24 protein-coding genes, 1 tRNA gene and 1 pseudogene are annotated in these 26,469 nt (G+C 66.5%); 11 read left to right on the top strand and 15 right to left on the bottom strand.

The features are described from left to right. Positions 1–2 precede the first annotated feature (2 nt). Entirely contained in the window at positions 3–2,942 is a 2,940-nt protein-coding gene (locus QE379_RS18505; RefSeq protein ID WP_307002736.1) for a TonB-dependent receptor domain-containing protein, read from the bottom strand. A gap of 364 nt (positions 2,943–3,306) precedes the next feature. On the opposite strand from QE379_RS18505, the gene QE379_RS18500 reads away from it, so the two are divergent. Next, positions 3,307–4,074 carry an enoyl-CoA hydratase/isomerase family protein gene (locus QE379_RS18500; RefSeq protein WP_307002734.1) on the top strand — a complete coding sequence of 256 codons (768 nt, stop codon included), beginning with the start codon at positions 3,307–3,309 and terminating at the stop codon, positions 4,072–4,074. A gap of 97 nt (positions 4,075–4,171) precedes the next feature. On the opposite strand, the gene QE379_RS18495 is transcribed toward QE379_RS18500, so the two are convergent. From QE379_RS18495 to QE379_RS18485, 3 genes are all read right to left on the bottom strand, one after another. Next, positions 4,172–4,393: a DUF1289 domain-containing protein gene (locus QE379_RS18495; RefSeq protein ID WP_307002733.1), complete on the bottom strand. Its 222-nt coding sequence runs from the start codon at positions 4,391–4,393 to the stop codon at positions 4,172–4,174. 7 nt (positions 4,394–4,400) lie between these two features. After that, positions 4,401–5,804: a DEAD/DEAH box helicase gene (locus QE379_RS18490; RefSeq protein WP_307002730.1), complete on the bottom strand. Its 1,404-nt coding sequence runs from the start codon at positions 5,802–5,804 to the stop codon at positions 4,401–4,403. Positions 5,805–5,949: 145 nt separating this feature from the next. Further along, positions 5,950–6,396, bottom strand: a complete 447-nt coding sequence (locus tag QE379_RS18485) for a hypothetical protein (protein ID WP_267434376.1) — start codon at positions 6,394–6,396, stop codon at positions 5,950–5,952. A 67-nt stretch (positions 6,397–6,463) separates the two neighbouring features. Here QE379_RS18485 and QE379_RS18480 point away from each other — a divergent pair, with 67 nt between their 5' ends. The 3 genes from QE379_RS18480 (at position 6,464) to QE379_RS18470 (ending at position 9,281) form a co-directional block, all read left to right on the top strand. Further along, positions 6,464–7,888 carry an FAD-binding oxidoreductase gene (locus QE379_RS18480; protein WP_307002729.1) on the top strand — a complete coding sequence of 475 codons (1,425 nt, stop codon included), beginning with the start codon at positions 6,464–6,466 and terminating at the stop codon, positions 7,886–7,888. A 75-nt stretch (positions 7,889–7,963) separates the two neighbouring features. After that, on the top strand, positions 7,964–8,737 hold the full coding sequence (locus QE379_RS18475) for a SapC family protein (protein WP_267434378.1): 774 nt from the start codon (positions 7,964–7,966) through the stop codon (positions 8,735–8,737). A gap of 4 nt (positions 8,738–8,741) precedes the next feature. Next, positions 8,742–9,281, top strand: a complete 540-nt coding sequence (locus QE379_RS18470) for a cytochrome b (RefSeq protein WP_307002726.1) — start codon at positions 8,742–8,744, stop codon at positions 9,279–9,281. Positions 9,282–9,350: 69 nt separating this feature from the next. Here the strand turns inward: QE379_RS18470 and QE379_RS18465 are convergent, their stop codons facing one another. From QE379_RS18465 to QE379_RS18460, 3 genes are all read right to left on the bottom strand, one after another. Then, on the bottom strand, positions 9,351–9,596 hold the full coding sequence (locus QE379_RS18465) for a hypothetical protein (RefSeq protein ID WP_307002725.1): 246 nt from the start codon (positions 9,594–9,596) through the stop codon (positions 9,351–9,353). Next, positions 9,512–9,727: a GFA family protein gene (locus tag QE379_RS19710; RefSeq protein WP_373461875.1), complete on the bottom strand. Its 216-nt coding sequence runs from the start codon at positions 9,725–9,727 to the stop codon at positions 9,512–9,514. Before QE379_RS19710 ends, QE379_RS18465 begins: the two co-directional genes overlap by 85 nt. Positions 9,728–10,069: 342 nt before the next feature. Continuing rightward, complete coding sequence (locus tag QE379_RS18460) at positions 10,070–10,924, bottom strand: N-formylglutamate amidohydrolase (RefSeq protein WP_307002723.1); 855 nt, start codon at positions 10,922–10,924, stop codon at positions 10,070–10,072. A 100-nt stretch (positions 10,925–11,024) separates the two neighbouring features. Here QE379_RS18460 and cpdR point away from each other — a divergent pair, with 100 nt between their 5' ends. Then, positions 11,025–11,402 carry a cell cycle two-component system response regulator CpdR gene (gene cpdR / locus QE379_RS18455; protein ID WP_267434382.1) on the top strand — a complete coding sequence of 126 codons (378 nt, stop codon included), beginning with the start codon at positions 11,025–11,027 and terminating at the stop codon, positions 11,400–11,402. Between the two features lie 44 nt (positions 11,403–11,446). Continuing rightward, positions 11,447–11,521, top strand: a tRNA-Val gene (locus QE379_RS18450). Positions 11,522–11,714: 193 nt separating this feature from the next. On the opposite strand, the gene QE379_RS18445 is transcribed toward QE379_RS18450, so the two are convergent. The 6 genes from QE379_RS18445 to QE379_RS18420 all read right to left on the bottom strand — a co-directional run bounded on the left by QE379_RS18445 (position 11,715) and on the right by QE379_RS18420 (position 16,714). Continuing rightward, on the bottom strand, positions 11,715–12,902 hold the full coding sequence (locus QE379_RS18445) for a hypothetical protein (RefSeq protein ID WP_307002720.1): 1,188 nt from the start codon (positions 12,900–12,902) through the stop codon (positions 11,715–11,717). Further along, positions 12,863–13,276, bottom strand: a complete 414-nt coding sequence (locus QE379_RS18440) for a hypothetical protein (RefSeq protein ID WP_307002718.1) — start codon at positions 13,274–13,276, stop codon at positions 12,863–12,865. The genes QE379_RS18445 and QE379_RS18440 overlap by 40 nt, the downstream gene beginning before the upstream one ends. 47 nt (positions 13,277–13,323) lie before the next feature. After that, on the bottom strand, positions 13,324–14,568 hold the full coding sequence (locus tag QE379_RS18435; protein WP_307002716.1) for a type II toxin-antitoxin system HipA family toxin: 1,245 nt from the start codon (positions 14,566–14,568) through the stop codon (positions 13,324–13,326). Next, on the bottom strand, positions 14,565–14,888 hold the full coding sequence (locus QE379_RS18430; protein ID WP_307002714.1) for a helix-turn-helix domain-containing protein: 324 nt from the start codon (positions 14,886–14,888) through the stop codon (positions 14,565–14,567). Before QE379_RS18430 ends, QE379_RS18435 begins: the two co-directional genes overlap by 4 nt. Positions 14,889–14,959: 71 nt before the next feature. Continuing rightward, positions 14,960–16,273 carry an AAA family ATPase gene (locus QE379_RS18425; protein ID WP_307002711.1) on the bottom strand — a complete coding sequence of 438 codons (1,314 nt, stop codon included), beginning with the start codon at positions 16,271–16,273 and terminating at the stop codon, positions 14,960–14,962. A 249-nt stretch (positions 16,274–16,522) separates the two neighbouring features. Further along, positions 16,523–16,714 (bottom strand): hypothetical protein, encoded by a 192-nt coding sequence (locus tag QE379_RS18420; protein ID WP_307002709.1) that lies wholly within the window; start codon positions 16,712–16,714, stop codon positions 16,523–16,525. A gap of 183 nt (positions 16,715–16,897) precedes the next feature. On the opposite strand from QE379_RS18420, the pseudogene QE379_RS18415 reads away from it, so the two are divergent. Then, positions 16,898–17,251: pseudogene (locus QE379_RS18415) on the top strand (recombinase family protein); the annotation flags it as partial. Between the two features lie 222 nt (positions 17,252–17,473). Here QE379_RS18415 and QE379_RS18410 read toward each other — a convergent pair. Beyond that, a complete protein-coding gene (locus QE379_RS18410) occupies positions 17,474–20,422 on the bottom strand; it encodes a MobA/MobL family protein (RefSeq protein WP_307002707.1) in 2,949 nt (982 codons plus the stop codon). Between the two features lie 261 nt (positions 20,423–20,683). Further along, entirely contained in the window at positions 20,684–21,046 is a 363-nt protein-coding gene (locus tag QE379_RS18405; protein WP_307002705.1) for an HNH endonuclease, read from the bottom strand. 490 nt (positions 21,047–21,536) lie between these two features. Here QE379_RS18405 and QE379_RS18400 point away from each other — a divergent pair, with 490 nt between their 5' ends. From QE379_RS18400 to QE379_RS18385, 4 genes are read left to right on the top strand one after another with little or no spacing between them, the layout of a single operon-like run. Further along, positions 21,537–22,694, top strand: a complete 1,158-nt coding sequence (locus tag QE379_RS18400) for a cysteine desulfurase family protein (protein ID WP_307002703.1) — start codon at positions 21,537–21,539, stop codon at positions 22,692–22,694. Beyond that, positions 22,691–23,818, top strand: coding sequence for a DNA phosphorothioation system sulfurtransferase DndC (dndC, locus tag QE379_RS18395; protein WP_307002701.1), 1,128 nt, complete (start codon positions 22,691–22,693; stop codon positions 23,816–23,818). The genes QE379_RS18400 and dndC overlap by 4 nt, the downstream gene beginning before the upstream one ends. Before the next feature lie 5 nt (positions 23,819–23,823). After that, a complete protein-coding gene (locus tag QE379_RS18390; RefSeq protein WP_307002700.1) occupies positions 23,824–26,040 on the top strand; it encodes an AAA family ATPase in 2,217 nt (738 codons plus the stop codon). Beyond that, entirely contained in the window at positions 26,037–26,465 is a 429-nt protein-coding gene (locus QE379_RS18385) for a DndE family protein (protein WP_307002698.1), read from the top strand. The genes QE379_RS18390 and QE379_RS18385 overlap by 4 nt, the downstream gene beginning before the upstream one ends. Positions 26,466–26,469: the final 4 nt, after the last annotated feature.

Genomic DNA, 26,469 nt, shown 5'->3' with positions numbered 1-26,469 from the left:
CGTCAGAAGCGATAGCCGACCCGGAACTGCACCCGGCGGGGCAGGGTGATCAGCTCACGCGGCAATTGCGTCAGCGGGTCGGTGGCATTGGTGAAATCGTCGAAGCCGCCGAAGTTCTTGCTGTTGAACGCATTGAGCAGGTCGACCGCGAGATTGAGCTTGTGGCCGGCGAAAATCTCGATGTCGTTCTGCAACGTCATGTTGACCTCGCAGAAGGCAGCGATGCCCTTGATGCAGTTCTTGGGTGGATAGACGGTATAGACCTGCACCTGGCTGGGCGTGCTGCCCCGCGTCTCGTCGGTGACCTGGTACGCGCTGCCGCTGCCCAGCGTGGTGATGGTCGAGAATTTGAAGCCCAGCGGCAGGTCGACGATCCCCGACAGGACCAGCCGGTGCCGCTCGTCGCCGGGGCGCGGGCGATAGCCATAGGCCTCGGGCGTGGCATATTGCAGGCTGAACAGGTCGTTGCCGTTCTGCTCGCCCTTCGACAGCGTATAGGCCAGATTGAAGCCCCAGCCCGAGCTTTGCGTATAGTTCTTGTCGAGGGTGAAGAAGAGCGCCTTGTAACGCGTCTTCAGCCCGTCATAGCCGATCAGCACGTTGGAGAAGCCCGCATTGCGCGTCGGGCTGCCGTCTCCGACATTGCAGCAGGTGCCATCGGCGTTCCGGGTGGCGAACAGATGCGTATAGCCGTTGCGCCCCGCGACATAGCTGCCGCTCAGGCTCGCCTGGAAAATCCCGATCCGCTGGCGCACGCCCAGGGTGAACTGGTCGGTAACGGGCGGGCGGGCGTTGTTCTTCACCGCGAACAGCTCGGGCTGGCCGGTCTGCGCATTGGCGATCAGCGAGAGCAGGCCGTCGCGCGTCAGGTAGCGGTCGTTCCACACCACGGTCGGCGTGCCGTCCGCGCGCGGGCGACCGTCGCGCGAGAAGAAGAGCTGGCCATAGGCATATTGCAGGCGGAATTGCTCATCCAGCGTGTTGTTGAACACGTTGCGGTCGTAATAGCGGCCATAGCCGCCGAACAGCACCGTGCTCTGATCCCCCTTGAAGTCATAGGAGAAGCCGGCACGCGGCTGGAATGCGCCCAGGAAGGGCGGGCGGTTGGTCCCGTCGGTGATATAGTCGGTGGGATTGAAATAGGAGGTCTGCGGCAACTGGCGCAGCAGCGCGGCGGCGGCGTCCGGCGTGCGATAGTTGTTGTTGAACAGATTGCTCTCATAATCCCAGCGCAGGCCGACATTGACCTGCAACTTGTCGGTCACGTCCCAGTCGTCCTGGAGATACAGGCCGACCTGCGAGTTGGATGCGGCGATGCGCGGGTTGCCGATGCCGATCTGCGCGGTCGCCGGGAACGAGAAGTCCAGCCCGTTGGTCGGATCGTTGCGGAAATCGTAGAAGGGCTGGACGAAGAAGTTCTTCAGGAACGTATAGTCCTGGAAGGCGAAGCGGATGCCGCCCTTGATGACGTGGTTGTCGATCCCGGTCCAGGTCAGGTCGTTGCGCAGCGTGTAGCTCGCCTGGCTGATCCGCTGCGTGCTTTCCTTGCCGCCGAAGCGGATCACGCCCTGATAGTTGAACGTGCTGCTGTTCGGATCGAGCGAGGTCGGGTTGTAGGTATAGTTCAGATAGCTGGCGTTGAATTCGTTGATGAAGCTGTCGCCGCGATAGGTCCAGCGATAGATATAGGTGTCGACGTTGTTCTTCTTGTTCAGCGCGTTGGAATAGGCGTTGGTCGACGCCCCGCCAAAGCCGGTGATGTCGGTTTCCACGCGCTTGCTGACGATCAGGTCGAAGGTCTGGCGATCGTCGGGGACGAAGGTCAGCTTGCCGAAATAGAAATCGCCGCGGAACGGGCTGACGAACGCGCCCTCATACTGGCCGAAGCGCGCGACGTTTTCGGGCGTGCGATTCTGGAGGCGGACGTTGAACGCGCGATTCTGGTCGTTGCCCTCATAGGCGGCGAAGAAGAACAGCTTGTCCTTGATGATCGGGCCGCCGAGCGAGATGCCATATTGCTTGCGCTCGAAGGCGGGCTTGGGCAGCCCGGCCTGCTTCACGAAATAATCGGTCGAGGACAGGTTGCGGTCGGTATACTGGGCGAAGGCCTCACCATGGAATTCATTGGTGCCCGACTTGGTCGTCGCGGTGATGATCGCGGCGCCGGCCTGTTCATATTCGGCCTTGTAATTCTGGGTCAGGACACGGAATTCGCCGACCGCCAGCTGGCCGAAGGGATTGCCACGGCTGTCTTCCTGGCCCGCGACGCCGCTGTCGAGCACGTTGTTCTTGTAGCTGACGCCGTCGATGAAGACGTTGACCTGCCCGGCGGGCGAGGCCCCCGAGGAGAAGCTCTTGTCGGTCTCGCTGTCATTATAGCGGACGCCGGGAGCGAGCGCTGCGAAGCTCAGGAAGTTGCGGTCGGTCTGCGGCAGGGTGCGGATCTGCTCCTGCGAAATGTTGGTGGCGATTTCGCTGGTCTTGGTTTCGACCAGTCGGCCACCGGTCACGACGATTTCACCGCCCTCGACATTGCTGCTGCCGCCGCCGGCGATGTCCGCCGTGTCCGCGCCGCCGGGCTGGGCGGCGGTGCCGATCGTCAGGTCGAGCGTCGCCGACTGGCCGATCGCGACGACCACGACCTGCGTGACGGTCTCACCCGAGGTTGCCGTCGCGGTGATGCGATACTGGCCGGGACGCAAGCCGCCGAGCACATAGTTGCCCTGTGCGTCCGCGATCTGGCGGAAGGTCTGGTTGGTGCCGGTATTGACGGCGGCAATCTGTGCGCCTCCGGCAGGGGTGCCATCCGCGCTACGCACCTGTCCACGCACCTGCGCGGTCGTGGTCTGCGCGGCGGCGGGCGCGACCAGCATCGTCGCGCTGCCCAGGATCGTGGAGGTCGCCAGCGCCGCGCGCAATGCAGCCGTCATCATCGTCTTCATGTCTGTTCCCCATATGCCGACGGCTGAGATGCTGCGTCCCGCGCCGGTCCATGTTTTTTGGTACCGGACCCGGAACGGGTTCCCGCGACGCGAAGGGCGCGCGGGGCGGGTCGGCTGGGGAGGAAAGGGCGACCCGCCATCGGGCCGCCCGGCATCCTCTCCCGGCACGGAGCCCGCCGGCTCCTGATGCCCGATCCCGGCCTGTGCCGACCGATCATCGTGACATGCCCGTCATCTAGTCCCAACGCCACGAAGGCCTCAAGCGCCCCTTCATGGTACCGGTTACAAAGCCCGGCGGGTGTGACTTTCGAGCAACGGGTATGGTGGTGGCAATGGGTTCCAAAACCGCGCTAAAAGGGGGGGCATGACTGTGGAAATTCGCCGTGACGGACCTGTCGCGATCCTAACGCTAAGGAATAGCCCAAATAATCATTTGGGGCTGGGAACCATTTCCGAACTGGCGGGTGCGTTCGATACCACCGATGCCGATCCCGATATCCGTGCGATCCTGCTTCGATCCGAGGGTCGGGTATTTTGCGCCGGAGCCGATCTGGTCAACGCCAATCCGGTGGCCGATCCCCTGCCGCAGGGGGAGCGCAGCCCCTTCTACATGGCGGCGGCCCGGCTGTTCGGGGTGGCGACACCCGTGGTCGCGGCGGTGCAGGGGGCGGCGGTCGGGGCCGGGCTGGGATTGGCGCTGGTCGCGGATTTCCGCATCGCCGCGCCCGAGGCGCGGTTCGTGGCGAACTTCGTCGCGCTGGGGCTGCATCCGGGCTTCGGCATTTCGGCGGTGCTGGAACGGGTGATCGGGCGACAGCGGGCGGCGATGATGTTGCTGACCGGACGGCGAATTCGGGGCGAAGAGGCGGAGCGCTGGGGGCTGGTGGACCAGCTCGTACCCGCCGACGCGCTGTACGACACCGCGCTGGCCCTGGCGCATGAGATCGCGGCGGCGGCTCCGCTGGCGGTGGCGGCGACTCGGCGGACGCTACGCGGCGATCTGCGTGCGCTGGTCGAGGCGGCGACGGATCACGAACTGGCCGAACAGGCGAAGCTGATGCGGACCGAGGATTTCGCCGAGGGCGTGCGGGCCGTAAGCGAGCGACGGCCGGGGCGTTTCGTGGGACGGTAAGGGGCGGTCACGGTTTTCGCCTCCGTTCCGGCAAGGCCCTCACCTCCGTTCAGCCTGAACGGAGGGGGGAAAGGGGGGAGCGTCGGAACGCGCGACCCTACCCCTTGCGCTTCGCCAATTCCGTCTTGCGGGCGGGCAGGGCCGCCAGGATCGCCTGGCGTTCCTCGGCGGGCTTGGCGCTCCAGTTGGAGATTTCGCGGATCGTCCGCGCGCAGCCCAAGCACCAGCCCGTCGCCTTGTCCATCGTGCAGACATTGACGCAGGGGCTGGCCAGGCTTGGCGGCTGGGGTTCGACGAAGCTGATGATGTCGAGCGACATGATCGGGTTACAGGCCGAACGAGACTTTCAGGAAGTCCGGGATCGGGCCGTTCCAGCCATTGTCGTCCGCCACCTCCTCGCCGCCCGACCGGCGACGGTCGCGGCGCGGAGCCTCGGCACGGGGGGCGCGTGGTTCCTCGAACCGGGGCTCTTCGCGACGCGGACGCGGCGGGCGGGCGCGGGGCTCCTCCGCCACGACTTCGGCCTGGGGCGCGGGAGCCTCCGTCTCGGTCGGGCGCGCACTCCGGTCGCGACGCGAACGACGGGCCGGGCGTTCCTCTTCGGCGGGGGCGGGGAGTTCGAGCCGGTCGATCTTCTGGCCGGTCAGCTTCTCGATATTGTCGAGATTCTCGGTGTCGTCCGGCGCGACGAAGGTATAGGCGATGCCGGTCGCACCGCCACGCCCGGTCCGGCCGATGCGATGCACATAATCATCCGGGTGCCAGGGCGCGTCGAAGTTGAACACATGGCTGACGCCCTTGATGTCCAGCCCGCGCGCCGCGACGTCCGAGGCGACCAGGATGTTGACCTCGCCGCGCTTGAACAGTTCCAGCTCGGCCAGCCGCTGCGGCTGTTCCATGTCGCCATGGATTTCGCCCGAACGGAAGCCATGCTGCTTGAGCGACTTGTTCAGCTCGCGCACGGTCGTCTTGCGGTTGCAGAAGATGATCGCGGTGCGCACCTCCTCCTGCTGGAGCAGCTGGCGCAGGCGCTTGCGCTTCTCGAACGATTGCGCCGCGACGGGCACGACCCATTGCTTGATGTTGATATTGGTCGAGGCGGGACGGGCCACCTCGATCGTCTTGGGATTGTCGAGGAACTTGTCCGCCAGCTTCTTGATCGGCGGCGGCATCGTCGCGGAGAAGAGCAGGGTCTGCCGCTGCGACGGCAACTTGGTGCAGATTTCCTCGATATCGGGGATGAACCCCATGTCGAGCATCCGGTCCGCCTCGTCGATGACCAGCATCGAACAGCCGGTCAGCAGGATATTGCCCCGCTGGAACAGGTCCATCAACCGGCCCGGCGTCGCGATCAGCACATCGACGCCCTTTTCCAGCGCCTTGACCTGGTCGCCCATCGACACGCCGCCGATGAGGAGGGCCATCGAAAGCTTGTGGTTGGCGCCGTATTTCTCGAAATTCTCCGCGACCTGCGCGGCGAGTTCGCGCGTCGGCTCCAGGATCAGGCTGCGCGGCATCCGCGCGCGGCTGCGCCCATGCGCCAGGATGTCGATCATCGGCAGCACGAAGGACGCGGTCTTGCCCGTGCCCGTCTGCGCGATGCCGATGATGTCGCGCATCATCAGCACGGACGGGATGGCGGAGGCCTGAATCGGCGTCGGCTCGGTATAGCCGGCGTCGTTGACCGTCTTCAGGAGTTCGTCGGAGAGGCCGAGATCGGCAAAGCTCATGCAGTTTTCCGAGATATGGCGGGATGGGAATCGCCCCGCGCTCGCCCAGCAGCGATCCGGCGCTTGCGGATTCCACGATAAAAGTCAAGGTTTCTCCCGAATCGGGAGCATCCGGGCGACGCGATTCGGCGTGTGGGCCGCCCGGTCAGGGGATCGGCGTAAGCGCGCGGAATTTCTGGATATCGCAGGTCCGACCGGCGCGGGTGCGGATGGGATCGCGATCGGCGCAAATCTGTCCGTCGGGGCCGGGGCGGATATAGAAACTGGAATAATAATCGATCTGGCGACAGGCGCGGGCCAGCTTGGCGCGCACCCGCTTGCCGCCGGTCAGGACGATATCGACCGTCCCGTCCTCGCCCGGCAGGGCCCCGGCCAGTTGCTGAGCGGGAATGCAGCGGGGGCCTTTGCGCTCCTTCCAGCGGGTCGGCGCGATCGGGCGGATCGCCGTGCGCGGCACGCGGATTACGACCCGTTCGCGCAGGATCACCTGGGCATATTGCACTTGCGCGGGCGCATCCGCCGCCCCCAGCAAGGCGGGCGTCGTCAGCGTCATCGACGCGATGGCGGCGAGGTTTCGATAGCGGCGCAACATGTCAGCAGGAGCCCTTCATAAGCCCCATCGTTGAACGCTTTATGAACCTGTCCTAGTCGCATTCGCCATGACGCCTGCCCAGACCGCCCTGCTCCACGCCCTGTCGCCCATCTTGGGGGAGAAGGGGATCGTCACCGACCCCGCGCTGATCGCACCATGGGAAGTGGATTGGCGGCGTCGCTTTTCGGGTCATGCCCCCGCCATCCTCGCTCCCGCCGACAAAGGCGAGGTGCAGGCGGTGCTGCGCGCGGCGGCCGAGCACCGCGTGCCTCTGGTTCCGCAGGGGGGGAACAGCTCGATGGTCGGCGGCGCGACGCCACCGGCGGACGGGTCGGCGCTGATCCTGTCCACCCGACGGATGAACCGGGTTCGGCGGATCGACACGGGGTCGGCGATGATCGTGGCCGAGGCGGGCGTGATCCTGGCCGATCTGCACGCCGCCGCCGAAGGGGAGGGGGCACGCTTTCCGCTGACCCTGGGGGCCAAGGGCAATGCGACGGTGGGGGGGCTGGTCTCGACCAATGCGGGCGGGACGCAGGTGCTGCGCTTCGGGACGATGCGCGGGCTGACCCTGGGCGTGGAGGCGGTGCTGCCCGACGGGACGCTTTACGACGGGCTGTCCGCGCTCAAGAAGGACAATCGCGGATATGATCTCGGCCAGTTGCTGATCGGCGCGGAGGGGACGCTGGGCATCGTCACGGCGGCGGCGCTGCGGCTCGCCCTGGCGATCGCGGCCAGCGCCACCGCCTGGGTCGGCCTGTCCGACCCCGCCGCCGGGCTGGCGCTGCTCCGCCGGTTGCAGGCGGCGAGCGACATGATCGAGAGTTTCGAGATCATGCCCGCCGAAAGCCTGGCCGCCGCCGTCGCGCATCTGCCCGGGGCGCGCAGCCCGTTGCAGACCAGCCACCCCTGGCATGTCCTGATCGAGGCGGTGACCGGCGATCCCGCCGCCGATCCAGCCGCGATGCTGGAGGCGCAACTGGCCAAGGCGCTGGCCGAGGGCATCGCCGCCGATGCGGTGATCGCCGCGTCGCAGGCGCAGAGCGAGGCCTTCTGGCTGCTCCGCCATTCGCTGTCCGATGCCGAGCGGGCGCTGGGCCCGGCGGTGCAGCACGATATCGCTGTGCCGGTCGAGGCGATGCCGCGCTTCATGGTCGAGGCGGCGGCGGCGTGCGACGCGCGCTTTCCCGGCACCCATGCCTCGGGCTTCGGTCATCTGGGCGACGGCAACATCCATTTCCATGTCCGCGCCGCCCCCGGCACCGATCGCGACCGATTCTATGCCGAGCAGGCGGCGACCATCACCCGCTTCGTCCATGACCTGGTGATGGCGGCGGGGGGGACCATTTCGGCGGAGCATGGCATCGGCCAGATGAAGCGCGACGAACTGCTACGCCTTTCCCCTGAAAGGGTTAGCGCGATCCGCGCGATCAAGACGGCGCTCGATCCGCACGGTCTGTTCAATCCCGGCAAGCTCGTCGCTTGCGCATGAGGCTCCGGGCCCATAGACACGGGGGCACGACGCGCGGCCGGGGGGCTCGCGTGGACGAGTTTTTTGGAGATTATCATGGCCAGCGCGCCGTCCCTTCCCCTTTTCTATAACGGCCTGGAGCCGCTTTCGAGCGAGGCTCACGCCAACTTCAAGGTTCGTCCGCAAGAGACCGCGCCTTTCCTGGTCGGCCAGCACGCGATCCCCGTGACCGTCGATGAATTTCCGCTGGTGCAGCGTTTCATGCCGATCGTCTTCTCGGTCGGCGACCAGCCGATCCCGCTGGCGCTGATGGGCCTGAACGAGGGCGTGAACGTCTTCGTCGACGACGAAGGCCGCCTGACCGAGACGAACTTCTACGTCCCGGCCTATATCCGCCGCTATCCGTACATGCTGGCCAAGCTGCGCCCCGAGTCGGAAGAGCTGTCGCTCTGCTTCGACCCGACCTCGCCGACGATCGGCGCGTTCGACGAGGGCGATGCGCTGTTCGACGGCAACCAGCCCAGCGAGCTGACCAAGAACATCCTGTCGTTCAACGAATCGTTCGAACAGGCCGGTGCCCGCACCCAGAACTTCATGACCGAGCTGACCGAAATGGGTCTGCTGATGGACGGCGAAGTCTCGATCCAGCCGGAAGGCGCGGACCAGCCCTTCGTCTATCGCGGTTTCCAGATGATCAACGAGGAAAAGCTGGTCGACCTTCGCGGTGACCAGCTCCGCAAGATGAGCCAGTCGGGCATGCTGCCGCTGCTCTATGCGCATCTCTTCTCGCTGTCGCTGATGCGCGACATCTTCGCCCGCCAGGCGCAGCTCGGCAAGATGCCGCAGCCGCAGCTCCAGCCGCTGGGTTGATGGGATGCGCGGGCCGGTCGTTGCCAGTCCGCGCTACAGCCAGGTCGCGATCGTCTTTCACTGGACGATCGCGGCGCTGGTCGTGGTCAATCTGGCCATCGGACTGCTTCACGAAAGCCTGTTGCCGGGGACCATCCCCCTGCACAAGGCGATCGGCCTGACCGTGCTGGCGCTGACCGCCGCGCGGATCGTCTGGCGACTGGGCCATCGCCCGCCGTTCCTGCCCGCCGAAATTCCGGTTTGGGCCCGTGGCAGTGCCCATGCGCTGCACGCCACCCTCTATTTTCTGATGATCGCCATGCCGATGACCGGCTGGGCGATGGGATCGGGCCGCGACGTGCCGCGCCCGGTCAGCTGGTTCGGCCTGTTCGACGTACCGCCCTTGCCGATCGGCAAGGCCGCCGCCGGGGTCGGGCATGAGGCGCATGAGATTCTCGGCTGGGTGATGCTGGCCTTGGTGGCGATCCATGTCGCGGCGGCGCTGCGCCATCATTTCCTGCTGCGCGACGGCCTGCTCGCCCGGATGAGTTTTCGCGCGCGCTGATGGTCCCCCGGATAGGGGCTTCGACAAACCAGACCCGGCCCAAGACCGCCGAGGGGCGAATAGCCCCGCCTATGCCCTTGGCGACCAATCGTGCGTATCGAAATCGGGATGCTGGAACGAGACGATTTGGGCGAGATAGGCCGCTGCCTCGGGCTCATCCACCGGATGTTCCGGTAGCTTCGCCCATGCTTCAAAGTCCGCGATCCGTTCCGGCGAAGCCAGTTGCTCTTTCAGTTCGATCGATCGCGGTTCGTCCATCGCGCCGATCGCAAAACTGATGCTTTCCCCATATTCAAAGGTGAGGGTGTCCCGCAAGTCCGACAGAATCCGCGGCGCACCTTGTTGGAACTCTGAAAATGAGCAGGCTGGCCCCTGGTCCAGGTCACCGCATCGCGTAGAGCGTTGACATAAGGACCGAACAATCCGCCCGTGGCCTTCTGGCACATTCGGCAATGACAGATGGAGGCGTCGCCCAAAGGCCCCTCGACACGAAAGCGCACCGCTCCGCACTGGCATCCTCCGGTGCTGGCCTGCATATTGGTAATCATGGCGGGAGCGTTTCACATTCGCCCGGCGGCCGCAATGGGCGGTCTTCCACCAGCCGTGACGAAAAAATGACGAATTGTGCTGGGCAGGGTTGAACCAAATAGGCCCCTTCTTATTTATATCCTGTACGGCGTCGTGTCCCCCCTTTCGCGATGTCGTATGACACGCTTTCAGCGTGTCTCCTCCCTGAACCTTGGCCACCTCGCGCTCTCCCCCTTGCGCGAGGTGGTTTTTTGTTCGGGCTATTCCGCCGCGAGCGAAACCGGCTGGCCCAGCGCCTCGGCGGCCAGGGCGGCCAGCATCGTGCGGACCATCGCCACCGTCGCGTCGAAGCCCGCACCGGGGGCCTCCAGCGCGCTGTCGAGATAGAGCGAGCGGTCGAGTTCCAACTGGATCGCATGGATGCCGCGTCGGGGGGCGCCATGGCGCTGCACGATATGGCCCCCGGCATAGGGCGCGTTGCGGGTCACGGCGATGCCGCAAGCCCGCGCCTCCGCCTCGATCCGGCGAACGAAGCGGGTGTCCGCCGTCACCCCGTGGCGATCCCCGATCACGATTCGGGGCACCAGGTCGGCGGCCCCCAGCGGCGGCATCGAATGAAGGTCGAGCAGGACGGCGACGCCGAACCGCGCCCGTGCTTCCGCCAGAGCCTGTTCCAGCGCCTCATGATAGGGGCGGTGATCGGTCGCGATCCGCTCGGTCATCTCGGCATCGCTGAAGCGGCGCGACCAGATGTCGCCATGCCCGGCGACGCGGCGTGGGACGAGCCCCAGCCCGCTGCGCAACTTGGCCGAGGCGCGCCCTCGTGGTCGTGCGCCCAGATCGATGACCGGATCCCGCTCGCCCTCGTCGCGATTGAGGTCGATCCAGGCGCGGGGCAGGGTCTGGACCAGCATCGGCTCGTCGGTGCAGGCCCCCTGCGCGACCAGATCGATCAGCCGGTCCTCCAGCCCCATCACGGCGGAAAGCGGCACGCGCAACGCCTCGATCAGGGCATGCGGATAATCGCGCCCGCCATGGGGCACCGAGATCACGACCGGGCCAGTGACCGGCCCGCCAAGGCTTTGGAAAGATGCGCCGGGGATCGGGCTTGCCATTGCCCATGAGCCTAGGTCGGGGCACGGATCGACGCAATGGTCTGGAAATATTAACCACCTTTTCGCTAAGCTGATGGCCAAGATGGATCGGAATCACGACATGTTTCACATTCTGCTGGCCGAAGATGACGAGGTCATGCGCGAATATCTGACGCGCGCGCTGACCCGGTCGGGATACCGGGTTTCGGCGGTCGATCGCGGCACGGCGGCCCTCCCGTTGCTGGAGAGCGAGCGGTTCGATCTGCTGCTGACCGACATCGTCATGCCCGAGATGGACGGCATCGAACTGGCCCAGCGCGCCGCCGCGATCGTCCCCGATCTGCGCGTGATGTTCATCACCGGCTTCGCGGCGGTCACGCTGAAGGCCGGGCAGGCGATGCCCAACGCCCGCGTCCTGTCCAAACCCTTCCACCTGCGTGACCTGGTGATGGAGGTGGACCGACTTTTTCACACGGATTCGGTCGACGGCGCAATTTAGGGGTTGCCAGCCCGATCGAACCTGCTAATTGGCCCACCTCCGGCGGGCGTGTAGCTCAGTGGTAGAGCACTGTGTTGACATCGCAGGGGTCGCAAGTTCAATCCTTGCCACGCCCACCATCGAAAACCCCGCTAGGCCAACGGCTTAGCGGGGTTTTTGGTTTTCAGGCTTCCGAGTTGCGCGTCAAGGTTTTGCGTGCCTTTTGCGTGTCATGCCGAGTGGAACATCCGGGTCCACGGGGGCCTCGAGGGCACTAGGGCGGCTGCGCCAGCGGATTGGGAGCGGCAGCGATGGCGTGAAAATGCCAGGCCGTCACGTCCGCCGCCGCCGTCCATCGGGACCGACTTGCGTGGGTTTTGCGTGAAGCGGCGTCGACATCTTCCGCGCCAGCTCGGAGGCAATGTCCTCCAGCCCCTGTCGGGTCTCGGAGAGATAAGCCGGACTGAAGATCACGTAGCGCCGCGTCGACTGAGGCAGCACCACGTGTCCGAGCGCCAACGGGATCTCCTGCTGCGAGACGCCGCGCTGTGCGATCAGGGTCGCCATGCTGTGGCGCATCAGCTTGGGGCCGAAGCCGACCGGCACCCCGAACCGCCTTGCCATGACGCTCCATGCCTTTTTGACGTCTGCCACGGGCCGCTGAACGACCCAACGGTCCTCGTCCTCCTCTGCCACGCTCTCGTGACAGACCAGCCGGTCGTCCGTCGCCTCGAGCCAGTTCGCCAGAAGCGATGTGACGGGGAGCGCCGGTCGGTTTTTGCGCGTCTGGATCCGCCCCGCTGGGTTGAGGTCGAGCACGCCGGCGTCGCGGTGCCATTGCTGCCGGTCGGGCCGCACCGAGATATCGTAGAGCGCGTCCGGCCGCGCTAGCGTGCAGATCGCACCGATCAGGTAGCGGCGCAGTGGCATCAGTCGTGCCGGATGCGCCGGGCTGAGCTCCGGCTCTCCTTCCGCCGTATAGTCGAGCATCTCGGCGATCTGGTCGAGCGAGAGGCGGAAGTTGCGCTCCGGCGTCACGGCGGCGCGGGGCAGGTGCTTCAGTTCGGGCACCGCCTCCATACGCTTCACGTTGAACCGCAAGGCTGCCTTCAGCTGGATGATGCTCTCCTCGACCGTCGACTTCGCCCGTTTGCGGGTCGACACGGTCCATTCGCCGGTCTCCGGGTCACGCCGCCGCTGGGTCACGGGATCGATCTCGGTCCCCCATTTTCGAAAACGCATCAGCCATTCGGCGTCCAGCACCGTCGGCAGCACGGGTTCACGCAGTACACCGATCGCGATCTCATGGTCGATGAACCGGTTCACCAGTTTCAGCCGGGCGCGGATCGCGTCGGCGCTGGCCTGTTCGGCGCCGTGCAGCGTCCAATAGTCGGTCATCGCCTGATGAACCGTGTAGGACGCCTTGTCGTCATCGGCAGGCTGGTGGAACGCCAGATAGTGACGGTCGAGCACCTCGATCGCTAGGCGAAGATCAGCCGTGCGCGTGCTGCGTCGCTGCATCCGGCCGGTGGCTTGGTCGTACCAGCAGACGTAGAAGTTCGGACTGGCAACCTCGCCGTCCTTGCCCCGGACGTGATCGAGGTGGAATTCACCCCGGCGGTAGAGAACTTTCGGTGCCGGCACTGCGCTTTTTCCTTCAGGATTTCGCTTCGCGCCTTTCCGAGCAGGTTCACTGCACCCACCAGGGTAAGGAGGTCGAGATCCTCCGACTTGAGGTTGATGCCCCGGTCCGTCTGGATCGCACGGGCGATCTTGCGGTCGAGCCGCAGGATGGCGTCGGCGGTTGCCGCGTCGATCATGTCCTGGGGGAGGACCGGGCCGGTCCCCGGCGTCATCGCGACGGTGCCGCCGGCGTCCGCGTCGATGCTCATCATGTCTTTTCCTTCCTGTCGTGGGTTACCCCACGTGCAGGGCCTTCTTCTCACCCGAAGCGGTCGTCGGTGATCTTCAGACGATCCGCGATCTCGCGTCGCGAGACAGTGACGCCGACATCGGCGGCGATGACCGGCCATTCGGCCAGCGCGCCGCGCGTTCGGTCGATGATCTGGGCGATGACGCGATCCGACAGGCCATGGCGGCGGCCCAGCGCGAGGACGTGGGCGCGGGTCGGGGTGCGGCCTTCGCCTTCGACCGCGAGATAGTGTTCGCCGCCCGGGCCGACCGAGAAGGTCAGATCATAGGCCGGGGCGAGGCGCCACTCACCGCTCGGTCCCATCAGATAGCTATGCTGCCGGGTATGGTCGTCGCGATTATGCGCCAGGACGTTGAAGACCATGCGGCGGAAGGCTTGTTCGACGTCGCCGGCATGGCGGGTGATCGCCATGGTCGCACGCAAGAATCCGTCATAGTCGAGGCTCGGCATCTCGGACGGGGCTTCGGCTGCCCCGGCGAGGGATACCATGTGCAGCCGGCGTCCGGGGGCCGGTCGGTCGAAGCGGCGCGTCGCGAAATAGCCAGGCCCGTCGCGCTCGGGCAGGACGCGGGATTCCGCGATCGTCAGACCGGCGGCGCGGGCCATGCGGGCATAGGCTTCCTCGACCGGGCCGATGTCGACCGGGTCGCCGGTCGCGCGGAACTTGACGATCCAGGCGTCATGGCCGTCCGCGGCCTCGCCGACGCTGATCGCGCCGTCGGGGGCGAAGCCGACATGGACCTTGGGACGAGCGCCGCCCGACGCGCCGCCCAGCGCCGCCAGCGTGTCGACCAGTGCGCCCTCGTCCCCGGCGAGGAGCAACCGCGATTCCTCGGCCAGGGCATCTAGGTCGATCGTCCCGATCGCATCGTCAGGCGTGGTGGCTGGCTGATAGACCAGCGCGCCACGGCCACCGGCGCCGATGATCGCCAGTTGATCGACCGGGTTCAGCGTGTCGAACTGGACGTCGATCCTGGCGAGGCGACGCCGCAGCAGCAGCCGTCCCCAGGCATCGGGCAGGCTGTCTGCCAGGAAGCCGTGCAGCCCGCCGAACGACCGGCTCCGCGCGGCGTGCAAGCCCGGCTCGGGAGGATAGAGCAGCGGGGCAACGAGCAAGCCGCTGCGGATCACATCGGGAGACCATTCGAGCTGGGCGACGCCACCGGCCATCACGACTCGCCCCGCTTGCGCGGCCGGCGCGGAATCGTCGAACGCCAGTGCGAGCCCCAGCGGTGCCCCCGGCCTCAGCTTCACGATGGAATCCTCGACGCGGCCCGGCGGCGGCGCTTCGGCGCGGTGCGTTCGGTCATCCGTTTTTGCTCCAGCAGGGCATCCATCGAACTGGCCACCGGCTCCGGGAAGAGGGTGAACAGATCCTGCTCGCACCGCAGCGCCACGGCCGCGCGGACGAGGTCGTCGATCGACGCCTTGCCCTCGGCCTCGAGGCGCCGCCAGGTGCGATAGGAGACGCCGGCGCGGGCCGCCGCGTCGACTTGCGTCAGGTTCATCGCCAGGCGACGATGCTGTATCCTCCGGCCGAGATCCGCCGCGATTTCACCAGGTGTGTGCAGCATCGTCCAAATATGGCCCGTAAAGCGAGATCGCGCAACATTGATGGCCATATTTGGACGAATGCAGGCTCTTGCTATTCTGCGGCCTTAGCCAACGACTGGTCATTGTCGGCCGCGAGATCGACGATGCGGATGTTACCCCGGTGCGTATCGATCAGACCAGCCTTGTTCATGTCCGCCAGTTCCTTGGCCAGCGTTCCGGGTGTTTTTCCACGCTTGCCTTCGATCTCGTCGGAGATTGCGGCGAGGACCGGGGACGATGCCTTCGCCGCGTTGAACGCGCCACGGATCGCGTCCCGTTCGATGACGGTGCCTGGCTTACCGCCGTCGAACGTCGCGAGCAGGGCTAGAACGGCGCGGCGGAGCTCGGGTGTATGCAGGGTCGCCTTGCCCCGCGACGGCGAAGGGGCCGCACTGAAGATGCCGGGGAAGTCCGACGTGATATCGTCATAGGCGCCGCGCTTGTCCCGGAGCAGCGCGCGAGGCCGCAGATCGGCGCCGAGCGAGTTTGCCTTGGCCACCTCGACGATGACGACGTCGCGGTCGGTCAGGCCGGGATGGGCGGCGCGAACGGATTCCAGGTCCTCGGACGGTCCGGCGAGCCGGACTTCGACGACGGTACGGGGCGTGGTCGACCACATGGCCGAGCCACGCAGCCGCTCGATCGCGGCGTCGTCGGCCTTCTTTGCCGCGTCCTTCGGCGTGTGGCCGATCACCGCCCAGAACATCTTCTGCCGCCGTGACAGGCGATTCAGGTAGAAGAGGAAGTTCGTCGTCGCCTCGGAATTGGCGAGTTCGAATCCCGCCATCGACACGGCGGAGTCGAGAATGACCCCGACGATCCGGTCCTCGGGGCGACCATTGTCCTCGGCGCGGGCGTTCCAGTCGTCGAGGAAGGATTCGACGCCCTTGAGGACAGCGCTTGGCTGCCATCCGCCTGCTCCCCGTTTGAACAGGCAGGGATTAGGCTCCGTGAACTCGGCCGTATCCATGCTCAGGAACGCCATGACATGGATGCGCCGGCACAGCGCCGCGACGTCCTCGTCGGAGCCGCCGGACTGGTCGATCATGCGGCGGGCGATCATGCCGATGCGCTGGAGCACATGCTCGCGCAGATCCTCGGCGGTCAGGACCAGCACGTGGCCGCGGACGTTGACGTCCGCGCCCAGCCACTGACGCGGCGCCTTGTCGCCGGCGGCGGCAACATGCGCCGCGAGCCAGAGGAGAAGCTGCGTCTTGCCGGTCGATCCCGCGCCGAACCAGATCGTGGCCCCGGTGGCAGGCATCAGGCCCTCGACGGCATAGTCCATCGTCTGTCGGTCCGATGCCGCATCGACAGCTTGATAGTGTCCCTGGCGTGCGCGGACAGTCCAACTTTCTCCGGTCATCTGGCGGTTCCCCCTTTAGGCAGCTGAGATACGGTCGGGTCGTTAAAGTCAGGCTTACGCACAGCGACCGGCGATCCCGATCGCTTTGTCGAGGGCACGCAGATGTTAACCGGATCGCAGGGATTGGGCAGTATAATAGTTGTGGGGGTAAGGGGGTGGAGGCGATGAGCAGTGGGAACTGCACAGCGACTACACCCCCTTACCCCCACTTAACGCCAAGCGTTCGCGTTCTCATGATCGATACGTCGATCAGCGAACAGCCTGCCATTCGGCCATCATGAATGCCCGAGCGGTATAGATGAAATCGTAACGACGCGGTCCCCGGTCCTTTCTGACGGGCATGTGACCAGGATTGTCGTTCACCGCGATGATTTCGGTGGGCGGCTTCGCCAGTTCGAGGCACATCTCGCGCCACAGGGCGTCTGCCTCTTCGTCCGTCATCGTCGGTGGTCTCATTTCATCCTCCTCCACACAATCGGTCCTTCCTCATCTTCCTCCGTGCGAAAGTTCCAACTTTCGCGCCAAGGTCTCGGCGGGCGTCAGCGCGGGCCCAGAAGATAGAAGAAAGGCAATTGAGCTAGGTTCGGAAGTGCTGGGGTAACTTTCACCCCAGGATGAAAAAGAATGAGTGAGATTGCCTATTACCGTGTGTCGACCAGCGGTCAGACGATCGAGGCGCAGCGTAGCGCGTTGCTCGGATCGATCGTCCAGCCCTTCGACAAGGAGTTCTTCGATAAGAACGTCAGCGGCTCGGTGCTGACCCAGGACCGGCCCGGCTTCGCCGCGTTGCTCGAATACATCCGCGAGGGCGACAGGCTGCACGTCACCGCTATCGATCGGCTCGGCCGCGATGCGCTGGACATCCAGGCGACGGTGCGGGCGCTCATGGACAAGAAGGTTGAAGTCGTGGTGCCCACGCTCGGTACGATCACGTCGGGTGTCGGTCTCCTGGTCCTCGCGGTGCTGGCGCAGATCGCGGAGATGGAGCGCGAGACCATCCGCGAGCGCACCCAGGCCGGGCGTGATCTCGCTAGGAAGTCGCTCGCCGCCACCGGTCTGACGCATCGCGGCAAGCCGAGCCTCGGACGACCGCGCAAGGCGGATCCCGTCGAGGTCATCGCCTGGCGCATCACGAACGGGGCGAGCCTGTCCGTCACCGCCAGGCACTTCGGCATCAGCGGGGCGACGGTGAAGCGCTATCTAGCGTTCACCACTCCACCCCCGACCCCGGTCCCCCCAGCCCATGGGGGCGAAGGCGCGGTCGTCGTGCAGCCCATCACCACGGTCCGTGCCGAGATCCGGGACGTGGCTGACGGTCGCGTCGCCGGTTCCAACGCTAGTCGATCCCTCGACGATGTACCGGTCTACGTCGGTCCCCCGCCACTGGCGATCGACGTCAGTCAGAAGGGCGTCGAGACTGTCGTACCCGCGCCAGCGGGTGACGAGGGCAGCGAGCCGTTTGTCGGGGAGATCGACGTTCCACTGTTCCCCGATCTTCCGGAGGGGAGGCCGGGTGACACTCATCAGCGCGGCGCGGAGGTCGGCCAGCAGGCGGTTCCGCTCGATGGCACTGTGGTCAAGCCACGGCGCCGCGTGACGTCGACGCATCGCGTCAAGGACCGCAGGCGCGTCGGCAAAGACGTCGGCGGACACCCGCCAGTCGGGAGCGTCGGCAGTGTCGATGACGAGCCCATGCTTCCCTTCGACAACCCGCAGGGTGGAGTCGACAAGGAGCGCGGCGGCTAGGGCCGCGATCGCCTCGTCACGCGACGAGAGTGCCGCATCCCTGACCGGTTCCGGGACGGGCGGCTGTGGCGTCGGTTCGATGGGAGTAGAAGGCTGGACCGGCGGATTGTGACCCAGCAGGCCCCCGATGAAATCCCGCCACGTGCGGCCGGTCTTCTCGGCGGGCGCAGTGACCGGCGGCTCCGTCTTCTGCGCCTCGGCCAGAGCGCGCAGATAGACGGGATGGGCGCCATAGGCGCGGACGTGCTTCAGTGTCCGCGCTGCGCCGGGGTCGCCATCGGCGGCGGCACGCGTCAGGACCTCCGTGCCGACCGATGCAAGGTGCTTTGCGGCAGCGGTCATCCGCTTGGCCTGGATGTCGGCCAGAACGGCGAGGCGCTTCTGCGCCATCTCCGCCAGGGCGGGCGTGGTCAGAGCGGCGAACTCGACGCGCGTCACGCCGGGCACACGATATTCGGTCACCGTGCCGCCCGGCGGCAGGATCGGTATGTCGTCCGTCATGATCCGGTCGAACAGCGCCTCAAGCGTTGCCCGCGGGTCCGGACGGGCCGGCTCGAGCGTGCGAGCCGGTGCAGGGCGTTCGATCAGCGGCGTTGCAGCATCCGCGATCGCCTCGACCTCTGCCCGGGCCGTTGTGACCGCCGTCCGGTACTTGGCCAGCACCGGGGCATGATCGCGCTCGATGGCAGCGATGCCGGCGAGGAACGCCTCGGCTGCGTCGGCGCGGGCGGCGATCGCGGCGTTCGCCCGCTGCTCGGCCGAGTCCGCCTTGCCTTCGCCGATAGCCTTCAGGATGCGGCGGCAGACGGTGATCGTCTTGTCCGGCCGGGCGCGTGCCATTGCCAGCGTGACGTCGTACTCGGCGCATTCGGCATCATGCTGGCGCAGCACCGCGTCGGCCACATCGAGCCGGGCGGTGAGATCACGGATGGCGGCGACGTGGGCCTGATCGACACCCGCTCCCTCCGTGAACCGACGCTCCGCCTCGGCCAGCCGGCGGCGGAGGGCGGTGCGGGCCTTGGTGCGCTCCTCAGCCGCGGTCCACGCTTCGCAGAGCAGGGCCGACCAGAGGAGCTCGGCATTGTCGATGCCCGTCGCGGTCGGCACGCCGACGGCCTCCAGCGGCGCCGCACGGGTGCCGAGTGGCTTCTGCCCGTCGCGCTCGCACCCCAGCGAGCGCAGCGTGCCTGGATGGAACTTGCGGGTGGCGCCCAGTCGGTCGAGTTCCTCGTTGCACCGGTCGGCGAAGAATGCCCGCATCTCAGCCACCGAGGTGCTGCCATAGTAGCGATGGTTACCGCCGTCCGGATCGCGAGACCATTCGGCCACCTTCTTCTGTGCGTACGGATAGCGGACCCGGCGATGCTGTCCCTCGACCTTCTCGGCGATCGTGAAGTCCCAACGGTCCCCGATCTTCCTGGCGGGTCGGTCATGACAGGCGAGGTGCAGGTGGTGATTGCGGTGGTCATTGTGATGATCGGGCGCATGGATCGCGGCGACGTACATGATGCCGGCCGAATCCAGCCGGTCGCAGATGGCTTGGGTGACCGCTCGCCGACCCGCGGCATCGAGCCCATCGGGAAACTCCGCCGTCAACCGGTATTGCGTCCGTCCGCCACGTCCCTTCGAGACCCTGACAGCCGACTTCTTCTTGCCGGTCCCCAGGATCGTGGCGAGCGTCTCCGCCAATTCGCGCGCGGCGGCACCGTCGATTGCCAGATCATCGAGCGGGATGGCGCGGGCTTTGCGCTTGCCCCTGGCGGTGGCGAAGACGGCGGCAATGTCGCGCACCGCCTCGGGGACATCGGGCGCGGCCGCCAGCGCCTGCCAGGCGCCGCGCGACGCATTCTCCGGCACCAGCGTCAGCCGGTCCACGCCGGGCGTGCGTTCGCACTCGTGCACGGCCTGCCAATAGGCTTGCCGTTCCAGTGGGTCGGGCGAGATGTTGGAAAAGACGGCGCGCTTGCCATCGATTGCCTCTGTCGCGGACGGTCGCACCGCATAGCGATCGAACCAGTCCGGCGAGATCGTGACCTCCACCGCCCCGGGACGGTCGATATAGGCGTCGTGATCCTTCGCCGCCCCGGCCTCCAATCGCCTGGTTCCCTCCGACGTCTTGATCTGGCAGCCGCCATCGCTGGTCTTGCTGACCGGCTCGAAGGTGAAGTTGAAGGTGACCTTTCCGTCTGCCGAGACGAACCGCTGGTGGAAGGCACCCGGCACCGCGAAATTGGGGGAGCGCGACCAGCGATTGCCGTGCGGCTTCCGGTCCCTGACCGCGTCACGGACATCCCGCCGGACCCGTACCGTGCGGCCGAGCGCCTCTTCCTCCTCGATCGCCAGCAGGCGTCGCAACCGTGCAGAACAATGACCGATGGGACCGAGGGGACGCTGGATCGACATAGCCGGGCTCCTGATGCCCGCTATGGTACAGGACGTGAATCACGGTGAGAATCACCTCCATGTCGATTTCCCCGAGGTGGCCCCGACACCGACGGGCCGCGCCCCCGGCGCGCCCTTGGGGACGCCGACCCCGGCGTCCCGGCCTCGCCTCGCCGCATGGCGACGCACGCAAAGGTGAAGGATTCACCTTAGCGGAATTGCGCCTCCCTGAATCACGCTGTTCACCGCTCCGCCTCAACGGAGCGTTCGGACCGGTGTCAGCTACTGCTTGAAGCGGTGGTCGCGGTGCCACCGCACGAAGTCCGGGTGCGGTCGGCTCACCAGATGCGCGGGCAGGATCGCGCGCCCGGACGGGTTCACGATCAAGCGGACGCTGTCGGGATCGTTGACTTGGCGCGACACCAGGATGCGCATGTCATCGTCGAAGCCGATCAGGCCCCGGTCGAACATCCAGTGCGCCGTGCCCGACAGCGCCATGCCGTTGCTTATGATGTCGGGACCGTTCGCCTCGACCGGCCGGATATGGGCGGCCTCGACCTCGGCACGACCGCCGCCGTTGATCAGCTTTAGCCCGGTGACGGCGCAGCGCTCGTCATAGGCGCGCAGCACGATACGACGGAACACCCGGTCCCGGACCACGCGCGAGACCAGCGTTGCGACCCGTTCGCGGGCTTCGTCGAAGACGAAGGGCGTGCGATCCTCCCGGACGGCGGCTGGAGGATCAACGTCGTCGGTGCGCGGCAGCAGCGGGCTGGTGTCGTCGAGCCCGGCCGAGACGATGCCCTAGAAATACCCGTGTGGGAGATGGCAGTGGCTCCGATCGCGGATGGCGTCCCCGTCCGGGTTTCGCAGCCCCCACGAATTGCGCATCTTCGGATGTCCGTCCTGACGATAGCCGACGAGCACGTCCGCGTGCCGCTTGGAGCCTCCCCGCGGCTCGCGCGTCGGCACGGTGCCCCCATTGTCGTCCGCCGCTGACACCGTGTCTGGAAATTACATCGCAAGTCCCAGGCTACCGAACTGGAAATCGCTTCAAAGCGGAGCACCGTCAAACTATAAGAAGACCACGTCGCTGGAGCGAAGCTCGCAGCGCCGATGCAAGCTGGAGCACGATTTGTCGGTTGGTACGGTCATCTATCTCGATCATCAGGCGCACACCCCGATCGACCCCCGCGCCCTCTCGTCGCTGAACGACGCGTACGGGCGCTACGACTTCAATCCGCACTCCTCCCACGGCCCCGGTGAGGCGACCAAGGCCGCGCTCGAAGTCGCCCGGGCCGAGGTGGCCAGGACCATCTCGGCGCAGCCGGGAGAGATAGTTTTCCTGTCTGGCGCAACCGAGGCCAACAATCTGGCGTTCGGCGGCGTCGCCGCGTTCCTGCTTGAAGGGGGACGCAACCGCCTCGTCGTATCAGCCGGCGAACATCCCTCCGTCCTCGCGGCGGCAGAGTCCCTGCCGGGCTTCGCGGTGGATAAGGTTCGCCTCGCCGCCGACGGCCGGGTCGACCTAGACCATCTCGCCGACCTCCTGGGTCCGGACGTCGGCCTCGTGTCGATCGCGGCGGCGAACCACGAGATCGGCACCGTCCAGCCGATCGACCAGATCGCCGACCTCGTCGAAGCGTCCGGCGCGCTGCTGCATTCTGATGTCGCGCAGGCGCTGACGAAGGTCCCGTTGCAGGCGGCGAGAATGGACTTGGCCAGCCTATCGTCACACAAGATGGGAGGGCCTTCCGGCATCGGGGCCCTCTACTGCCGCCGGCGCCTGCGACGCCGGCTCGCGCCGCTGCTCAGAGGCGGCGGACAGGAGGGCGGTCTGCGGTCCGGCACCGTGCCCGCACCCCTGTGCATTGCCTTCGGTACCGCCTGCCAACACGCCGCTAAGGAGATGGTCGAGCGAGAGGCGCGTGTCGGCGAACTCCGCGACAAGCTTCTGACCGGATTACGCGCGCTCGGCGGTCTCACGGTCAACGGCGGCCTCGAGCATCGGCTCGCCGGAAACCTAAACGTGAGCTTCCAAGGAGTGGACGGAGAGGCTCTCGTAATGGCCGTAAGGCAGAGGATAGCGCTCGCCACTGGTTCGGCCTGCACATCCTCGTCGCTGGACCCCTCCCACGTCCTGAAGGCGATCGGTGCCGACGACCGCCGCGCCAGGGGAGCGGTCCGCATCAGTCTCGGGCCCTCCACCAACCGTGCCGAAGTCAGCACCGCCATTGACGCGCTTGCCGAAGCGGTCACCTCACTGCGATCTATGAACCGGAAGGTAGCATGACTCCAGCCCGAGAGAACGAGCAGCCCACGCTCGACGTCAAGATCAGGGGGATTATCGACGAGCTCCGCGACGAGTATACGCAGCCCGACGCGGCGCCCTGGATCATAGGCTTCTCCGGAGGCAAGGACAGCACCCTCCTTGCGCAGCTGGTCTTCGAGATGCTGATGGACCTCCCGCCCAGGGCACGGAAGCGGCACGTCCACGTGGTGGCCAACGACACGCTGGTGGAATCACCCATCATCGCGCGCCACCTCGACACCGTCCTCGACCGGATCGAAGCGTGCGTCGAGCCGCTCCGCCTGCCGCTCACCGTGGCGCGCACAATGCCAGAGGTCGAACAGACGTTCTGGGTGAACTTGATCGGTCGCGGCTATCCCTCCCCCAGCCGGATGTTCCGCTGGTGCACGGACAGGATGAAGATCGCACCGACCAGCAAGTACATACGGCAGCAGACCGAGTCCGCGGGCAGGAGCGTCCTTCTGCTCGGGGTTCGGGCGGCGGAGTCCCCCCAACGTGCCGTCAGCGTGCATCGCTATCGCAACGGGGGTAAGCGGTTGAATCCGCACAACAGCCTCGAGAAATGCTTCATCTTCAAGCCTATAGTCGACCTGTCGACTGACGAGGTCTGGCAGGTGTTGCTGCAGTCCGATCCGCCATGGGGAGGGAGCCATCGCGACTTGGTGACCATCTACCGGAACGCCGGCGGCGGCGAATGCCCCCTCGTGACGGACAAGGAGGAGGCACCGTCCTGCGGCACCAAGTCCTCGCGATTTGGATGCTGGACGTGCACGGTGGTGGAGAAGGACAAGAGCGCCGAGGCGTTCGTCGACGCCGGTCACGAGGCCCTGGAGCCACTGCTCGAGATGCGGGACTGGCTCAAGGCGCTGCGCGACGACAACAGCAAGCGGAGCCCCACGCGGCGCAACGGCTCCCATAACTTCGTGGGGAGCGGCCGCCTCATCCCCGGCCCCTTCACGCTGCAGGCGCGTCGCGAAATCCTCGACCGACTGCTCACGACCCAGGCCGAGGTCGGTTTCGAATTGATCCGACAGGACGAGATCGACGCCATCCACCGCCATTGGGTGGAGGATGCACTCGCGCCTGCCGTGGGGAATGCGGCATGACGCTCATGGACGACCGCCTTCCAGCAATTGTCCCGAGTTTGCTGCTCAACCGCTCCGCGAGCCTGGGAGCCGGCAACCGCCGCACGCTGTTTGCGAAGTTCGACGAGCTGCTGGCCGCCCCCGAGCTCCAAGGTCTTGACGAGCCCCGCGCGGCCGGGGACTCGATTACGGATCGAGGCCCAGTTCGGCTCAGCCGCATCCGGCTCAGGAACTGGCGCTCCTTCGAACGCGCCGAGCTCCGTCTCGGCGACGCGGATCCTGCGCGTCCCCTCTTCATCGTCGGTGGCCAGAACGGTTTCGGCAAAAGCTCGATCCTCGAAGCGTTCGCGTTCGGGCTGTTCGGGCGGCGTGCCCTCGTCGACCTCGCACCGCTCATCGGCGTGACGACCGGCCGCAACTCTTTGCGTCGATCTTACGCCGCGGTCATGGAACGCGTCCTGCACCGAGCGGAACGTTCCAGGCGCGAGGGCGCCTGCGCCGTCCGGCTGGACTTCGATACCGCCGACGGTCCGATCGAAGTCGAAAGGAAGTGGTACTTCGACGAGTCCGGGTCGCTCATCGAAGCCGACGAGGAGCTCTTCGTCCACGTCGGCTGGAACCGCGAACTGCTCCGCGCCCCGGACGGCGCGGAGCCGTTCGGCTGGCTGCAGGAGCAGGTCGAGCACAGGATCATGCCCGCCGGCCTCGCGCCGTTCTTCGTCTTCGATGGCGAGCAGATCGAGCGTTGGGCGGACCGCAGGCTGTCCGACCAAGTGAGGACCGCGATCGAGAGGGTCCTGGGCTTGGACGACGTCGTGGCGCTGGCCGACGACCTTCGCGCCTACGCCAAGGATCGCGAACGCGGCGCGGCCGCTGGTGACCCGGACGAACTGGTCAAGCTCCACGATCGCATCGGGCGCTTGAGGAATACCATCGCCAGCGCCGACGAGCGCCTCGTGGCCGTCAAGGAGGAGGTGGAGCGAGAACGCGGTCTGCGCGAAGCCGCTCTGATCGCCCTGGCCGTCACAGCCAACGGTACGCACGCCGACCTCCAGGCGTCGCTTGAGCACAGCCACGCGCTCGAGGTCGAGAAGGCGCGGCTCCGCCGGGAACTCGCCGCCGTCCTTGCCGAGTTCGGCCCGTTCGCCGTGATGGGTTCGGCACTCACGTCGCGTGTTGCCGACGAGGTCGAGCGGGAGGGCCAGATAGCTTCCACGGCGGAACTTGGACGAGCCGGTCTGGAGGAGGTCTGGCATAGGTTCGCAGCGCTTCACCCTCCTTTGGATCGGTCGGTGGCGAAGGCGATGCGCTCGCGCTTGGAGCGCGCTTGGGCGGGCGACGGCGCAGCTCCCGCGGGCGCCCCCGTGCATGTGCATCTCGCCGGTACCGAGCATCGCATGGTCGCTAACCGCCTCCGGAGCGCGGGAGCCGACGCGGTCGGGCGGGTGGGCGCCCTGCGGACGGAGCTCGAGCAGGTCAGCGGCGAGGTGACGAAGCTTGAGATGGCACGCCTCGACGAGCAGCGCCGGCAGGCGGGGCGAGAGGACGCTCAGCGAGAGCTGGTGGAAATTGCCGCACGGCTGGAAAGGGCAGAGGAGCAGCGTCGCGGCATCGAGCGCGAGCTGTCCCTCCTGGAAGCCTCTCTCGAACCCGAGCTCCGTGAACTGCGCGAAGTCGAAGGTAGACTTGCAACCCTGGCGCCGAAGACGAAGGGCGCGTCGGCCGCGCGCCACCTGGCTGACGAGCTGGAACGGTGGATCGCCGCCCAGGCGGCGTCCAAGTACGACCGCTTCGCCGAGGCAGTGAGCGAGTGCTTCAGGCGACTGTCCCACAAGGACCAGATCGCGCGGGTATCGATAAAGCGGGACGGATCCGTCGCGCTGTTCGACGCCAACGGCCACGACGTTACCGACTACAGGCTGTCGGCCGGAGAGAGCCAGCTGTTCGCCCTGTCGCTCATCGCCGCGGTCGGAGCGGTCGCCAAGCGCGAGCTGCCCTTGGTGGTCGACACGCCGCTCAGCCGGCTCGACTCCCAGCATCGAGCCGGCGTCATGAAGATGCTCATGGAGCGCGGCGGTCAGACCATACTGCTGACGCAGCCCGAGGAGATCGGCCATCGGCACCTCTCCGCACTGGCGCCAGCGACGGCGGGCGTCGTACGCATCACCCACCGCCTGCAGCTCGGCTCAGGGGTCGGCGTCAGCGACTTCGCCGACGGATACGTCGAGGAGGTGGCCGCGTGAACGTCCCTCCCGCTCCAAAGCTCCTCAGCCTCTCAGAAATCGGCCGGATCGATTTCCGCACCTCCCGTTCGGGAGAGACCGCGACGCTCTCGCTCCTGAAGGCGCTCGAGTTCCAGTACCGCTATCAACCCGCGCGTCTCGCGATCGCCAAGTCCCTCAGTATCACGACCCCTCCGGCCGCCGTCGACAACCTTGACGGCAAGGTGATCCGCGGTGAGACCCTCTTCGGGGCCGGGGCGGAGGATCTCGCTTCCTGGATCAGCGTGATCACCGGCTACTCGAACACGGGCCCGCTGGGTCGCCGGGAACTACAAGACGCTGTGGCCGCTCATTGGGCCCGCGGTGCGGGGCTGCTCTGGGACGGCCTGCGCAATCGCGCCGATCCCCTGCTCGAGGCGGCGGGCCAGGTTCTTCAGAGGCGGTGAAGCC

The organism is Sphingomonas sp. SORGH_AS_0879 (assembly GCF_030819175.1).
Taxonomy (GTDB): Bacteria; Pseudomonadota; Alphaproteobacteria; order Sphingomonadales; family Sphingomonadaceae; genus Sphingomonas.
This window is presented reverse-complemented; position numbering and strand designations above follow the sequence as displayed.

Excerpts from the sequence above, each read along its gene's own strand:
- QE379_RS18460 (WP_307002723.1), bottom strand. The coding sequence starts at position 10,924 with ATGGCAAGCCCGATCCCCGGCGCATCTTTCCAAAGCCTTGGCGGGCCG.
- QE379_RS18410 (WP_307002707.1), bottom strand. The coding sequence starts at position 20,422 with ATGTCGATCCAGCGTCCCCTCGGTCCCATCGGTCATTGTTCTGCACGG.
- QE379_RS18490 (WP_307002730.1), bottom strand. The coding sequence starts at position 5,804 with ATGAGCTTTGCCGATCTCGGCCTCTCCGACGAACTCCTGAAGACGGTC.
- QE379_RS18420 (WP_307002709.1), bottom strand. The coding sequence starts at position 16,714 with ATGACGGACGAAGAGGCAGACGCCCTGTGGCGCGAGATGTGCCTCGAA.
- cpdR (WP_267434382.1), top strand. The coding sequence starts at position 11,025 with ATGTTTCACATTCTGCTGGCCGAAGATGACGAGGTCATGCGCGAATAT.
- QE379_RS18480 (WP_307002729.1), top strand. The coding sequence starts at position 6,464 with ATGACGCCTGCCCAGACCGCCCTGCTCCACGCCCTGTCGCCCATCTTG.
- QE379_RS18445 (WP_307002720.1), bottom strand. The coding sequence starts at position 12,902 with ATGCAGCGACGCAGCACGCGCACGGCTGATCTTCGCCTAGCGATCGAG.
- QE379_RS18390 (WP_307002700.1), top strand. The coding sequence starts at position 23,824 with ATGGACGACCGCCTTCCAGCAATTGTCCCGAGTTTGCTGCTCAACCGC.
- QE379_RS18495 (WP_307002733.1), bottom strand. The coding sequence starts at position 4,393 with ATGTCGCTCGACATCATCAGCTTCGTCGAACCCCAGCCGCCAAGCCTG.
- QE379_RS18425 (WP_307002711.1), bottom strand. The coding sequence starts at position 16,273 with ATGACCGGAGAAAGTTGGACTGTCCGCGCACGCCAGGGACACTATCAA.
- QE379_RS18430 (WP_307002714.1), bottom strand. The coding sequence starts at position 14,888 with ATGCTGCACACACCTGGTGAAATCGCGGCGGATCTCGGCCGGAGGATA.
- QE379_RS18440 (WP_307002718.1), bottom strand. The coding sequence starts at position 13,276 with ATGATGAGCATCGACGCGGACGCCGGCGGCACCGTCGCGATGACGCCG.
- QE379_RS18505 (WP_307002736.1), bottom strand. The coding sequence starts at position 2,942 with ATGAAGACGATGATGACGGCTGCATTGCGCGCGGCGCTGGCGACCTCC.
- QE379_RS19710 (WP_373461875.1), bottom strand. The coding sequence starts at position 9,727 with ATGTGCCAGAAGGCCACGGGCGGATTGTTCGGTCCTTATGTCAACGCT.
- dndC (WP_307002701.1), top strand. The coding sequence starts at position 22,691 with ATGACTCCAGCCCGAGAGAACGAGCAGCCCACGCTCGACGTCAAGATC.
- QE379_RS18470 (WP_307002726.1), top strand. The coding sequence starts at position 8,742 with ATGCGCGGGCCGGTCGTTGCCAGTCCGCGCTACAGCCAGGTCGCGATC.
- QE379_RS18500 (WP_307002734.1), top strand. The coding sequence starts at position 3,307 with ATGACTGTGGAAATTCGCCGTGACGGACCTGTCGCGATCCTAACGCTA.
- QE379_RS18475 (WP_267434378.1), top strand. The coding sequence starts at position 7,964 with ATGGCCAGCGCGCCGTCCCTTCCCCTTTTCTATAACGGCCTGGAGCCG.
- QE379_RS18485 (WP_267434376.1), bottom strand. The coding sequence starts at position 6,396 with ATGTTGCGCCGCTATCGAAACCTCGCCGCCATCGCGTCGATGACGCTG.